Here is a 13,845-nt window from a genome sequence, read left to right as displayed (position 1 = left end):
CTTAAGGCTTCACCGATTCATCGGTGCGACAAAACGGCTTTTTGCTTCGCTGTAGACATCAGGCGCGTCACTGTCGGCGACCTTGAAGGTCACTTCCTCGGAACCTTTGCCAGGACGCCCGCTGAGCATCGCCACCGACACCGGCACGTCGACGATCTCCCCCGGCGCGAGGCTCAGTTGGGTCCGGCCTTGCAGGACGAAGCCGTCGCCGTTCACCAAGGACAGGTGATACGACTGGCGTTGCTGGGTCTTGTTGATGATCTTCAGGCTGTAGATGTTCTCGATCTGGCCTTGGCTGTTTTCACGAAACAGGCCGCGGTCCTTGCTGACGTCCAGCGACACCATCGGCCGTTCCACCAGTGCCAGGGCCAACGCGCCGATCATGACCAGCAATACGGCGGTGTAGCCGATCAGCCGCGGTCGCAACAGGTGGGTCTTGCCCCCTTGCAACTGGTGTTCGGAAGTGTATTTGATCAGGCCGCGGGCGTAGCCCATTTTGTCCATGATCGAATCGCAGGCATCGATGCATGCCGCGCAACCGATGCACTCCATTTGCAAGCCGTCGCGGATGTCGATGCCGGTGGGGCAAACCTGCACGCACATCTGGCAGTCGATGCAGTCACCCAGGCCGATGGCGGCCGGATCTGCCTCACGCTTGCGCGGGCCACGGTTTTCGCCACGGGCCACATCATAGGAAATGGTCAACGTGTCCTTGTCGAACATCACGCTCTGGAACCGCGCATAAGGGCACATGTGCATGCACACGGCTTCGCGCAGCCAGCCGGCGTTGAGGTAAGTGGCAGCGGTGAAAAACAGTATCCAGAACAAACTGACGCCGGCCATTTGCAGGGTCAGGAGTTCTTCGGCCAGCGGACGGATCGGGGTGAAATAGCCGACAAATGTCAGGCCAGTGAGCAGGCTGATGGCGAGCCACAATGTGTGCTTGGCCCAGCGTCGCAGCAGTTTGTCCGGTCCCCAGGGCGCGGCTTGCAGCTTGATCCGCTGGTTGCGGTCACCCTCGGTGATTTTTTCGCACCACATGAACAGCCAGGTCCACGAACTCTGCGGACAGGTGTAGCCGCACCACACGCGCCCGGCGAACACGGTCATTGCAAACAGGCCGAACGCGGCGATGATCAGCAACGCCGACAGCAGGATGAAATCCTGTGGCCAGAAGGTCGCGCCAAAAATATGGAATTTGCTTTCGCCAAGGTCCCAGAGCACGGCCTGGCGACCGTTCCAGTCCAACCACACCGTGCCGAAGAACAGCAGGAACAAGACACCGGCACCGCTGATGCGCAAGGTGCGAAACAAACCGGTGAAGCTGCGGGTATGGATCAGGTTGTCGGTGGTCCGGGCCCTGATCCTGGTCGGCGCGGGATCGTAGGTCGGTATCAACTGGACGGGAATTCGTTCGCTCATGGTCGGTCGCTCATCAGCCGCTATCTGGCCAGAGCACTATGAGCATCGAACTGTTTGCATAACAGACTCAGGTAGCCGGATAAAAACCGTATCAGATACCGCGAAACCCAGGCGCTGCGACACTTTGATGCACCCAGGAAATCACAGACATACTCCTGTGGCGAGGGAGCAAGCTCCCTCGCCACGGCCGTCGGTGGGATTCAGATCGCCGAGCCGCTGTCCGTGGCCTTGAGGTGCTTGCGACCGTCAGCCGCTCCGGCCACGGTCAGGGCGTCCGCCTCCGCCTCCGTCAGGTAGACCCGCCCACTGTTGAGTTCCACGGCCGACATGGCTTTGTCCGGGTCGGTGATGATGGTCAGTTCGCTGGCCGGACGCTGTTCCTGGCCGTTGGGGGTGTCGAAACGACAGGTCTGGTTGTGATCAATATGCACAGTCATGGTGGTGCTCCTTCCTGATATCTAATCGTTAGGCGCCCGGCGATCGGCAGGGTTCGTTGCGGCTGATCAGCGGTCGGGCGCACGTCTGGCAACGCTTGTGGTCCATCATTTATCGACGTGAGAGAGGAAGGTCCATGGAATCGTGGTGGGATGAAGTCTGGGTAACCCTGCAAGCGGAATTTGCCGACATCACCGATACCGAGCAAATGACGCGCGTAACGGTGCGCCTGGTGATGGCTGCACTGCTAGGGGGCATCCTCGGGTTCGAGCGTGAACACAAGGGCAAGGCCGCGGGCGTGCGTACCCACATGCTGGTGGCGCTGGGGGCTGCGCTGTTCGTGTTGGTGCCGCAGATGTCCGGCTCCCAGGCTGACGCCATGAGCCGCGTGATCCAGGGCGTTGTGGCCGGCATCGGCTTTCTGGGCGCCGGCACTATCCTGAAAAACGCTGACGGCGATGAAAGCCACGTCAAGGGCCTGACCACCGCCGCCGGCCTGTGGATGACGGCGGCCATCGGCGTCGCTGCCGGGCTGGGGCGCGAAGCGACGGCGGTGCTCAGCACGGTGTTGGCGCTGGCTATCTTCAGCGTGATGCCGGTGATTGTCCGGGCGTTGGAAAAGAACGACAAGGTGTAAGCCAGGTCTTCCTGGCTTGACGCTCCGGCAGGTTTCACGTCGTTCCCGAGAGTTGCGACTAGGCTACCTCACACACGCTCCGGCGGCGCCTCGCTCGGCGGATCGCCGTGGGGCGGTTGCGGGTCGAGCGGTGGGTCTTTTTCCGGTATTGGCTCCGGGTCGGGACCCGGTGGCGGCAGGTTGGGGTCATCGATATTCGGATCGGGTGTTTCGGCCGGGATGGGAATGCTCATGAGGCGGCTCTCCGGAGGGGATGTGGCTTGAGTCGTGCTTGTTGGGTTGACCATGCCTCGAGGGATTTGATTCCCCGGAGCCGGGCAGTAAATCTCGCTGAACTTTTGGTCGCCGGTCCGGTTCGGAGCTTAAGTGAGTTTAATCAGGGACCCGTTGGGCCTTTACCGCCACAAGCGCGTCCATGGGGCGTAAAAGGAGCGATGCTCGATGACTGCCGAACAGCCGACCGACCTGGCGTACAACCCGCATTTGCCGTTGTCACAGGCCTTGTTGTTGCCACGTATTGCAATTGAAAACACCATGCCGGTGATCGACGGCGGGCAGTTTGCCGCCAAGGCCCTGGCGGGGCGGGATGTGACGGTGACCAGCAAGGTGTTCGCCGATGGCCACGACAAGCTGGCCGTGCGGATTCGCTGGCGCGCCCTGGAAGATGAGATCTGGAACAGCGAGGTCATGGCCGAGCTGGGTAACAACAGCTGGAGTGGGCAGTTCAATGCGCCGGTGCAGGGTCGCTACGTGTTTTGCATCGAGGCCTGGCTCGATCAATTCGCCAGCTTTTGTTACGAGCTGCAAAAGAAATACGCCGCCGGGGTGCCCATCAGCCTCGAGCTGCAGGAAGGCCGCAATTACGTGCAACAGGCCGCCGAGCGTAGCGATGGCGAACTGAGGGAACAGCTGACCGAGCTGCATCATGAGCTTTCAGGCCTGTTGCCAGAAGAGCAGGTCGCATTGTTCCTCGAGCCTCGTAGCGCCGACCTGATGTCCCTGGCCGATCATCGGCCTTACTTGAGCATCAGCCCCGAGTACCCGTTGGACGTGGAGCGTGAACTTGCCGAGTTCGCCAGTTGGTACGAGCTGTTTCCGCGCTCGATCACCGATGATGCCAGCCGCCACGGCACGTTCAACGACGTCCATTCGCGCCTGGCGGTGATCCAGGACATGGGCTTCGATGTGCTGTACTTTCCGCCGATCCATCCGATTGGCCGCAGCTTCCGCAAAGGTCCGAACAACTCTCTCACCGCAGGTCCCGACGATCCGGGCAGCCCGTATGCCATCGGCAGCGAGGAGGGCGGGCACGAGGCGATTCATCCGCAGTTGGGCACCCGCGAAGATTTCCGCCGCCTGGTGGCCGCTGCCGCCGACCATGGCCTGGAGATCGCCCTCGACTTCGCCATCCAATGTTCCCAGGACCACCCGTGGCTCAAGCAGCACCCGGGCTGGTTCAGCTGGCGGCCGGACGGCACGATCAAATACGCGGAGAACCCGCCGAAGAAGTATCAGGACATCGTCAACGTCGATTTCTATGCCGCCGATGCCATTCCCAGCCTGTGGCTGGAGCTGCGCGACATCGTGGTGGGCTGGGTCAACGAAGGCGTGAAGATATTCCGCGTCGATAATCCCCACACCAAGCCTTTGCCGTTCTGGCAGTGGCTGATCGCCGATGTGCGATCGCAATACCCTGAAGTGATATTCCTGGCGGAAGCGTTCACCACGCCGGCGATGATGGCGCGCCTGGGCAAGGTCGGTTATTCCCAGAGCTACACCTATTTCACCTGGCGCAATACCAAGGCTGAACTGGCGACCTATTTCACCGAACTCAACGAATCGCCGTGGCGCGAATGCTACCGGCCGAATTTCTTCGTCAACACGCCAGACATCAACCCGGCGTTTCTCCATGAGTCGGGGCGTGCGGGTTTCCTGATACGCGCGGCGCTGGCGACCATGGGGTCGGGCCTGTGGGGCATGTACTCGGGTTTTGAACTGTGCGAATCGGCGGCGGTGCCGGGCAAGGAAGAATACCTCGACTCGGAGAAATACGAGATCCGTCCACGGGACTTCACCGCGCCGGGCAACATTATTGCCGAGATCGCCCAGCTCAACCGAATCCGCCGGCAGAACCCGGCGTTGCACACGCACCTGGGCCTGAAGATCTACAACGCCTGGAACGACAACATCCTTTATTTCGGCAAGCGCACCGCCGATGGCAGCAATTTCATCCTCGTGGCGGTGAGCCTTGATCCGCATAACGTCCAGGAAGCCAATTTCGAGTTGCCGCTGTGGGAAATGGGCCTGCCTGACGATGCCCAGACTCAAGGCGAGGATCTGATGAACGGACATCGCTGGAGCTGGTACGGCAAGTATCAGTTCATGCGCATCGACCCAGCGTACCAGCCGTTCGGGATCTGGCGGATCAGCGTGGCGTGAAACGCAAGCGATTGCACTGATCGCTCTTGTGGCGAGGGAGCTTGCTCCCGCTTGACCGGGCTGGCGCTCCAGTGCGAAGCGCTCATCGCTTTTTTTGGGGCCGCTACGCAGCCCAGCGGGAGCAAGCTCCCTCGCCACATGGATCGCGCCAGCCAGCTCAACGGCTTTATCGATTTCTTCAGGAGTTGCAAATGGCCAAGAAACCCCGGTCTGCCACCTTTATAAACGACCCGCTCTGGTACAAGGACGCGGTTATCTATCAGGTCCACGTCAAATCCTATTTCGATTCCAACAACGACGGGATCGGTGATTTTCCCGGCCTGATCGAGAAGCTCGACTACATTGCCGACCTGGGCGTCAACACCATCTGGCTGCTGCCGTTCTATCCCTCGCCCCGGCGCGATGACGGCTACGATATCGCCGAGTACCGTGGCGTCAGCCCCGACTATGGCACCATGGCCGACGCGCGGCGCTTCATCGCCGAGGCCCACAAGCGCAACCTGCGGGTGATCACCGAGCTGGTCATCAATCACACCTCCGACCAACACCCCTGGTTCCAGCGCGCACGCAAGGCCAAGCCGGGCTCGAAGGCGCGGGACTTCTACGTCTGGTCCGATGACGACCACAAATACGACGGTACGCGGATCATCTTCCTCGACACCGAGAAGTCCAACTGGACCTGGGACCCGGTCGCCGGCCAATACTTCTGGCACCGCTTCTATTCGCACCAGCCGGACCTCAATTTCGACAATCCGCAAGTGCTCAAGGCCGTGCTGTCGGTGATGCGCTACTGGCTCGACATGGGCATCGACGGCCTGCGCCTGGATGCGATTCCGTACCTGATCGAGCGCGACGGTACCAACAATGAAAACCTGCCCGAGACCCACGACGTCCTCAAGCTGATCCGTGCCGAAATCGACGCCAATTATCCTGACCGCATGTTGCTGGCCGAGGCCAACCAGTGGCCGGAAGACACTCAGCTGTATTTCGGTGACGTCGATGCCCAGGGCCTGAACGGTGACGAGTGCCACATGGCATTCCACTTCCCGCTGATGCCGCGCATGTACATGGCGCTGGCCCAGGAAGACCGCTTCCCCATCACCGATATCCTGCGCCAGACCCCGGAGATTCCGGCGAATTGCCAATGGGCGATTTTCTTGCGCAACCACGATGAGCTGACCTTGGAGATGGTCACCGACAAGGAGCGCGATTACCTGTGGAATTACTACGCGGCCGACCGCCGGGCGCGAATCAACCTCGGGATTCGCCGGCGCCTGGCGCCGCTGATGGAGCGTGACCGTCGCCGCGTGGAATTGCTCAACAGCCTGCTGCTGTCGATGCCCGGCACGCCGACTTTGTACTACGGTGATGAAATCGGCATGGGCGACAATATCTACCTGGGCGACCGCGATGGCGTGCGCACGCCGATGCAGTGGTCCATCGACCGCAACGGCGGTTTCTCCCGCGCCGACCCGGCGAGCCTGGTGCTGCCGCCGATCATGGACCCGCAATACGGCTATCTGTCGGTGAACGTCGAGACCCAGGCCGGTGACCCCCATTCGCTGCTCAATTGGACCCGACGCATGCTGGCGGTGCGCAAGCAGTCCAAGGCCTTCGGTCGCGGCACGCTGAAGATGCTCTCGCCAAGCAATCGCCGGATCCTCGCCTATACCCGTGAATACACCGGGCCGGACGGCAAGCATGAAATCATCTTGTGCGTGGCCAACGTATCGCGCAGCGCCCAGGCCGCCGAGCTGGATTTGTCGGCCTATGCCGGCATGGTCCCGGTGGAGATGCTCGGCGGCAATGCCTTCCCGCCCATCGGCCAGTTGAACTTCCTCCTGACCCTGGCGCCGTATGGCTTCTATTGGTTTGCCCTGGCGGCGGAAAACCAGATGCCGAGCTGGCACGTGGAGCCCGCCCAGAGCCTGCCGGACTTCACCACCCTGGTACTGAAAAAACGCCTGGAAGAATTGCTTGAGGCGCCGTCGCGCACCACCCTGGAGCAGGGCATCCTGCCGAACTGGCTACAGAACCGCCGCTGGTTCGCCGGCAAGGACAGCGCCATCGAGAAAATCGACATTGTCTACGGCGTGCGTTTTGGCGATCCGCAACACCCAGTGCTGCTCAGCGAAATCGATGTCACTAGCGCGGGCCAGACGCTGCGCTATCAGTTGCCCTTCGGTCTGTTGGCCGAGGACCAAGTGGGCCCAGCGCTGCCCCAGCAACTGGCCTTGTCGCGGGTTCGCCGAGGCCGTCAGGTCGGGCTGATCACCGATGCGTTCACCCTCGAAAGCTTCGTGCGCGCGGTGATGCGAGGCATACAGGACAGCACGGTGCTGCCTTGCGCCGAGGGCGAGTTGCGTTTCGAACCCACCGAGGGCCTGGCGGCACTGAACCTGGGTGCCGAGCCGGAGGTGCGTTACTTGTCTGCCGAACAGTCCAACAGTTCGGTGGTGGTCGGCGGCAGCCTGGTGCTCAAATTGATCCGCAAGGTCGCGTCCGGCGTGCACCCGGAACTGGAGATGAGCGCTTACCTGACCGCTGCGGGTTTCAGCAATATCTCGCCGCTGCTGGGGTCGGTGATTCGTCGCGACGCCCAAGGCGAGGACGCACTGCTGATGATTGCACAGGGCTATCTGAGCAATCAGGGCGATGCGTGGGAATGGACCCAGAACAACCTTGAACGTGCCTTGCGCGATGAGCTGGCGGACGCCATGTCCGAACAGGAACAGCATTACAACGCCCTGGGCGAGTTGAAGGACTTTGCCGGCATGCTCGGCCAGCGCCTGGGAGAAATGCATCGGGTACTCGCCGAGCCCACCGACAACCCGGACTTCGCGCCGCAGGCTACCAGCGCCAAGGAAGCCCAGGCGATTGGCAAGGACGTCGTCGCGCAGGTGGAAAACGCTTTGCGCTTGCTCAAGCAGAACCAGGGCCAATTGAACCCGGCGGACCAGGCGATGGTCGCACGCTTGCTGGAACACAAGAAAACCGTCCTGGCCCACGTCCAGGACCTCGCCGGCAAGGCCGCCGGTGGCTTGCGCATCCGCGTCCATGGCGACTTGCACCTGGGGCAGGTGCTGGTGATCAAGGGCGATGCCTACCTGATCGACTTCGAGGGCGAGCCGGCGCGGCCGCTGCATGAGCGACGCGGCAAGCACAGCCCGTACAAGGACGTCAGTGGTGTGCTGCGTTCCTTCGACTACGCGGCGGCGATGGCGATTCAGCTGCACACCGTCGACACCACGGCCGATGCCGATGCGGCGCGCAAACGGGTCGCCGAGCGTTATTTGACTGAGGCGCGCCAGGCATTTGTCCAGGCATATCGGCTGGCGGCAGCTAGTCTTGCCCATGAGTGGAAAGATGCTGAAGGCGAAAACGCCGCGCTGGCGTTGTTCGGCCTGGAGAAGGCGGCCTATGAGGTGGCTTATGAAGCCGAGAATCGCCCCGCCTGGCTGCCCGTGCCGTTGCACGGTCTGTACGGGTTATTGAGTGGGCTGCAACCCTTTTCCGATTTAGCCGGACCGATTTAGTGGAGAGAATCATGAGCGTCTCGAACAAGCAATCCCAGGGGCAGGCCAAAGAGTCCTTGCTGCCGGCCCCCCATGACATCGACGCGCTGGTGCGCGCCGAGCATCAAGACCCGTTTTCGATCCTGGGGCCCCATGGCGATGGCGCGGGCGGACAATTCATCCGCGCGTACCTGCCCGGCGCACTGAGCGTGCACGTGCTCGCCCGCGACAGCGACGAAGAGTTGGGCGAGTTGCAGATCACCGAAACCCCGGGCTTGTTCGTCGGCCATTTCGACCGCGCCCAGCCGTACCTGCTGCGCACCCGCTGGGCGGGTGGCGAGCAAGTCGCCGAAGACCCCTACAGCTTCGGCCCGCTGCTGGGGGAAATGGATCTCTATCTGTTCGCCGAAGGCAATCACCGCGACCTCAGTTCCTGCCTCGGTGCGCAACTGACCACGGTCGACGGCATCGACGGCGTGCGTTTCGCCGTCTGGGCGCCGAACGCTCGGCGAGTATCGGTGGTCGGGGATTTCAACGTCTGGGATGGCCGTCGGCACCCGATGCGCATTCGTTATCCGTCCGGTGTGTGGGAAATCTTCATTCCGAGGCTGGGCCCGGGGGAGGGCTACAAATATGAAATCCTCGGCGCCCACGGCATCCTGCCGCTCAAGGCTGACCCGGTGGCACTGGCCACCCAGATGCCGCCGGATACGGCGTCCAAAGTCGCCGCGCCACTGAAAATCGAATGGCGTGACGATGAATGGATGCAAAGTCGCCGTGAACGCCAGCTGCCAGGCGCGCCGTTGTCGATCTACGAATTGCACGCCGGTTCCTGGCAGTGCGAGATCGACGAGGCGGGCGAAGTGGCCCGGCAATACAACTGGCACGAGCTGGCCGATCGGCTGATCCCCTACGTCAAGGACCTGGGGTTTACCCATATCGAACTGATGCCGATCATGGAGCACCCGTTTGGCGGCTCGTGGGGCTACCAGCCGCTCTCGCAATTTGCGCCGACGGCGCGGTTCGGCTCGCCTGAGGATTTCGCTGCGTTCGTCAACGCCTGCCACCAGGCCAATATCGGTGTGATCCTCGACTGGGTGCCCGCGCATTTCCCCACGGACACCCACGGCCTGGCTCAATTCGACGGCACTGCGCTGTACGAATACGGCAACCCGCTGGAAGGCTTTCACCAGGATTGGGACACGCTGATCTACAACCTGGGCCGCACCGAAGTGCACGGCTTCATGCTGGCGTCGGCGTTGCATTGGCTCAAGCATTTCCACGTCGACGGGCTGCGGGTGGATGCCGTCGCCTCGATGCTGTATCGCGACTATTCGCGCAAGGCCGGCGAATGGGTACCCAACCGCCACGGTGGTCGGGAAAACCTCGAAGCCATCGATTTCCTGCGCCACCTCAACGATGTGGTCGCCCTGGAAACCCCCGGCGCGCTGGTCATCGCCGAGGAGTCCACGGCGTGGCCCGGCGTCAGCCAGAGCACGCAGCAGGGCGGGCTGGGTTTCGCCTACAAATGGAACATGGGCTGGATGCACGACTCGCTGCATTACATCCAGCAGGACCCGGTGTACCGCGCCCACCATCACAACGAGCTGAGTTTCGGCCTGGTGTACGCCTGGTCGGAGCGGTTCGTCTTGCCGATTTCCCATGACGAGGTGGTCCATGGCAAACGCTCGCTGATCGACAAGATGCCCGGCGATCGTTGGCAGAAGTTCGCCAACCTGCGCGCCTACCTCAGCTTCATGTGGGGCCATCCGGGCAAGAAGTTGTTGTTCATGGGGTGCGAGTTTGGCCAATGGCGCGAGTGGAACCATGACCAGCAGCTGGACTGGTACCTGATGCAATACCCCGAGCACCGTGGGGTGCAGAAGCTGGTGAGCGATCTGAACCGACTCTATCGCGAAGAGCCGGCGCTGCATGACCAGGACGACGCGCCGCAAGGCTTCCAATGGTTGATCGGTGACGATGCGGTCAACAGCGTCTATGCATGGCTGCGCTGGAGCAAGGATGGCCGGCCGGTGCTGGTGGTCGCCAACTTCACCCCGGTGCCGCGGGAGGCTTACCGAGTGGGCGTGCCGTTTGGCGGACGATGGGTAGAGCTGCTCAACAGCGATGCCGACACCTACGCCGGCTCCAACTATGGCAATGGCGGCGGTGCCTCCACCGAGGAAGTGCCGAGCCACGGCCAGGCGCTGTCGCTGGAACTGAACCTGCCGCCGTTGGCGGTGCTGATCCTGCGGCCGGAGGGTTAGCGGGTACCTAAAACCCCAAGGCAAATGATGACTGTGGCGAGGGAGCTTGCTCCCGCTGGGCTGCGTAGCGGCCCCTTTCGGCGGTTGCTGCGCACTGGAGCGCCAGCCCGGCCGAGCGGGAGCAAGCTCCCTCGCCACAAGCATGTGTCTGACACTGACTCTTCAGCGCACCAGGCACGGCTGCTTGTTGTTGAAACTCCAGCCCGGAATCAGATACTGCATCGCCACCGAATCATCCCGCGCCCCGAGTCCCATGCCCTTGTAGAGCTCATGGGCCTTCGCCAACTGGTCCATGTCCAGCTCAACCCCCAGCCCCGGTTTCTTCGGCACCTGCACGCAGCCGCCCTTGATCTGCAGGGGCGCCTTTGTCAGGCGCTGGCCGTCCTGCCAGATCCAGTGGGTGTCGATGGCAGTGATATCGCCCGGCGCCGCAGCGGCCACGTGGGTGAACATTGCCAAGGAAATATCGAAGTGGTTGTTGGAATGCGAGCCCCAGGTCAGGCCCCATTCATTGCACATCTGCGCCACCCGCACCGAACCTTGCATCGTCCAGAAATGCGGGTCGGCCAGTGGGATGTCCACCGACTGCAAGGTAATCGCGTGGCCCATTTCACGCCAGTCGGTGGCGATCATGTTGGTGGCGGTCTTCAGGCCCGTGGCGCGACGGAACTCGGCCATGACCTCGCGGCCCGAATAACCGTTCTCGGCACCGCACGGGTCTTCGGCGTATGCCAGCACTTCATGCTGGTCACGGCACAGGCGGATGGCTTCCTTCAATGACCAGGCGCCGTTCGGATCCAGGGTGATACGCGCTTCGGGAAAACGCTCAGCCAGGGCCGTGACCGCTTCGATTTCTTCATCGCCACTGAGCACGCCACCCTTGAGCTTGAAGTCCTGGAAACCGTAATGCGCTTGGGCCGCTTCGGCCAGGCGCACCACCGCATCGGCGTCCAGGGCCTTTTCGTGGCGCAGGCGGAACCAGTCGTTATCGGCCTGCGGCTCGCTGCGGTAGGCCAGGTCGGTCTGCTGGCGATCACCGACATAAAACAGATAGCCGAGCATTTTCACTTCGTCGCGCTGCTGGCCTTCGCCGAGCAGCGCGGCAACCGGCACGTCCAGGTGCTGGCCGAGCAGGTCCAGCAATGCGGCTTCCAGGCCGGTGACCGCGTGGATGGTGATACGCAGGTCGAACGTCTGCAAGCCACGGCCACCGGCATCGCGGTCGGCGAAAGCCTGGCGCACGCTGTTGAGGATTTTCTGGTAGGTGCCGATGGGGCTGCCGACCACCAGTGAGCGGGCATCTTCGAGGGTCTGGCGAATGCGCTCGCCACCGGGCACTTCGCCCACGCCGGTGTGCCCAGCGTTGTCCTTGAGGATGACGATGTTGCGGGTGAAGAACGGACCATGGGCACCGCTGAGGTTCAGCAGCATGCCGTCGTGGCCAGCCACCGGCACGACCTGCATGCTGGTGATGATCGGGGCTTTGCTGATTTCTGGCGTAGTCATCGTTTGCGTGTCCTTGAATAATTTAATGATCAGACGTGGCTGGCAGCCGGGCTGGTCGGCGTGGTGATCGTTTTGGGCTTGGGCGTGTTGCGCGCGGCAAACACGATGATCGCGGCAATGATCGACGTGGCTGCGAGGCCATAGAGCCCGCCCTGGATCGAACCGGTGTGCTGTTCAAGCAAGCCGAAGGTGGTGGGGGCGACGAATCCGCCAAGGTTGCCCACCGAGTTGATCAGCGCGATCACACCCGCGGCGATCCGCGCATCCAGGTAAGCCTGGGGAATCGGCCAGAACAGCGACGAGGCCGACTTGAAACCCAGCGCCGCGAAGCAGATGGCGACGAAGGCAAATATCGGTCCGCCGGTGGTGGACATGAACATGCCCGCCGCGGCGATCAACAGGGCCGTGGCGACCCAGGCCTGCTGGAACTTCCACTTGGTCGACAGCGAGGCGAAGGCGTACATGCCGACGATCGACAGCAGCCAGGGAATCGAGTTGAACAACCCGACCTGAATATCACTGAGCTCGCCCATTTTCTTGATGATGCTCGGCAGCCAGAAGGTTGCGGCGTAGATCGTCAGCTGGATGAAAAAGTAGATCAGGCAAAACAGAATGATCTGGCGATCCTTGAGCAACTGGCCGATGGACAGTTTGATCGGCGTCGCCGCTTCACGGGCTGCCTGTTCATCATCGATGGCCTTGACTAGCGCGTCCTGCTCGTCCCGGCTCAGCCACTTGGCGTCGTGGGGCTTGGAGTCCAGCCAGAACCAGACGAACACGCACAGGCAGACGGAAAACATCCCTTCGATGAAGTACATCCACTGCCAGCCGTGCATGCCCAGGCCGTTGATTTGCAGGAGCAGTCCGGACAGCGGGCCGGAGATCAGCGACGCAATGGCCGAGCCGCTGAGGAAAATGGCGATGGCTTTGCCACGCTCGGCCCCTGGCAGCCAGCGCGTGAAGTAATAAATCACTCCAGGAAAGAAGCCTGCCTCGGCCACGCCCAGCAAGAAACGCAGGATGTAGAAGTGGGTTTCGTTCTGGATGAAGGCCATGCACGCGGCGACCAGGCCCCAGGTGAGCATGATGCGGGTCAGCCAGATACGCGCGCCGATGCGTTGCAAGAGGATGTTGGAAGGAACTTCGAACAGCGCGTAGCCGATGAAGAACAGGCCGGCACCAAAGCCGTAGGCCGCGGCACCGATGCCTAGGTCGTGCTCCATGTGGGAGCGGACAAAGCCGATGTTCACGCGGTCGATGTAGTTGACGATAAACATGATCACGAACAGTGGCAGGATGTGGCGCTTGACCTTGGATATGGCCGAAAGCAACACGGGATCCCCGCCGGCATTCGCCTTGAGGCTGGATGTAGTCACTGGATTTTCTCCCACTCGTTATTTTTATGCGGGGCATCGTGCAGGTGCCGATGTTGCTAGACATCATACAACTTGGATTTTTTTAAAAACAAGTGATTTTTAAGTCCGATTGGGTTGGGTGTCCTGGCTTCTTATGCCGTGAATACGGGCTTTAGTTGAGTTTCATGAGGTTCTTTCGATCGGGCGAGGACGTTTCGGATCGTTTTGTTTTACGGGATTTTTGATTGAAAACAGCGTTAGATTGAGTG

Annotated in this window: 9 protein-coding genes; 4 read left to right on the top strand and 5 right to left on the bottom strand. The window is 61.7% G+C overall.

Annotated features, from left to right (window positions below):
- Positions 1-9 precede the first annotated feature (9 nt).
- Positions 10-1,422 carry a cytochrome c oxidase accessory protein CcoG gene (gene ccoG, locus HU806_RS02195; RefSeq protein ID WP_186609684.1) on the bottom strand — a complete coding sequence of 471 codons (1,413 nt, stop codon included), beginning with the start codon at positions 1,420-1,422 and terminating at the stop codon, positions 10-12.
- Between the two features lie 200 nt (positions 1,423-1,622).
- Positions 1,623-1,859 carry a DUF3203 family protein gene (locus HU806_RS02190; protein WP_186609683.1) on the bottom strand — a complete coding sequence of 79 codons (237 nt, stop codon included), beginning with the start codon at positions 1,857-1,859 and terminating at the stop codon, positions 1,623-1,625.
- Positions 1,860-1,993: 134 nt separating this feature from the next.
- Here HU806_RS02190 and HU806_RS02185 point away from each other — a divergent pair, with 134 nt between their 5' ends.
- The gene (locus HU806_RS02185; RefSeq protein ID WP_186609682.1) at positions 1,994-2,494 is read left to right on the top strand and encodes an MgtC/SapB family protein; all 501 of its coding nucleotides are present in this window, start codon (positions 1,994-1,996) and stop codon (positions 2,492-2,494) included.
- A gap of 68 nt (positions 2,495-2,562) precedes the next feature.
- Here the strand turns inward: HU806_RS02185 and HU806_RS02180 are convergent, their stop codons facing one another.
- Positions 2,563-2,727: a hypothetical protein gene (locus HU806_RS02180; protein ID WP_186609681.1), complete on the bottom strand. Its 165-nt coding sequence runs from the start codon at positions 2,725-2,727 to the stop codon at positions 2,563-2,565.
- A gap of 208 nt (positions 2,728-2,935) precedes the next feature.
- Between HU806_RS02180 and HU806_RS02175 the strand changes: the two genes are divergently transcribed.
- The 3 genes from HU806_RS02175 (at position 2,936) to glgB (ending at position 10,715) form a co-directional block, all read left to right on the top strand.
- A complete protein-coding gene (locus HU806_RS02175) occupies positions 2,936-4,933 on the top strand; it encodes an alpha-1,4-glucan--maltose-1-phosphate maltosyltransferase (RefSeq protein WP_186609680.1) in 1,998 nt (665 codons plus the stop codon).
- 191 nt (positions 4,934-5,124) lie between these two features.
- Entirely contained in the window at positions 5,125-8,469 is a 3,345-nt protein-coding gene (gene treS, locus HU806_RS02170; RefSeq protein WP_186609679.1) for a maltose alpha-D-glucosyltransferase, read from the top strand.
- A gap of 11 nt (positions 8,470-8,480) precedes the next feature.
- Positions 8,481-10,715, top strand: coding sequence for a 1,4-alpha-glucan branching protein GlgB (gene glgB, locus HU806_RS02165; RefSeq protein ID WP_186609678.1), 2,235 nt, complete (start codon positions 8,481-8,483; stop codon positions 10,713-10,715).
- Positions 10,716-10,877: 162 nt separating this feature from the next.
- Here glgB and gudD read toward each other — a convergent pair whose 3' ends face one another.
- Positions 10,878-12,221, bottom strand: coding sequence for a glucarate dehydratase (gene gudD, locus HU806_RS02160; protein ID WP_186609677.1), 1,344 nt, complete (start codon positions 12,219-12,221; stop codon positions 10,878-10,880).
- Between the two features lie 29 nt (positions 12,222-12,250).
- The gene (locus HU806_RS02155) at positions 12,251-13,597 is read right to left on the bottom strand and encodes an MFS transporter (RefSeq protein ID WP_186609676.1); all 1,347 of its coding nucleotides are present in this window, start codon (positions 13,595-13,597) and stop codon (positions 12,251-12,253) included.
- Positions 13,598-13,845: the final 248 nt, after the last annotated feature.

This window comes from Pseudomonas sp. SWRI154 (assembly GCF_014268645.1).
Lineage (GTDB): Bacteria > Pseudomonadota > Gammaproteobacteria > Pseudomonadales > Pseudomonadaceae > Aquipseudomonas > Aquipseudomonas marvdashtae.
This window is presented reverse-complemented; position numbering and strand designations above follow the sequence as displayed.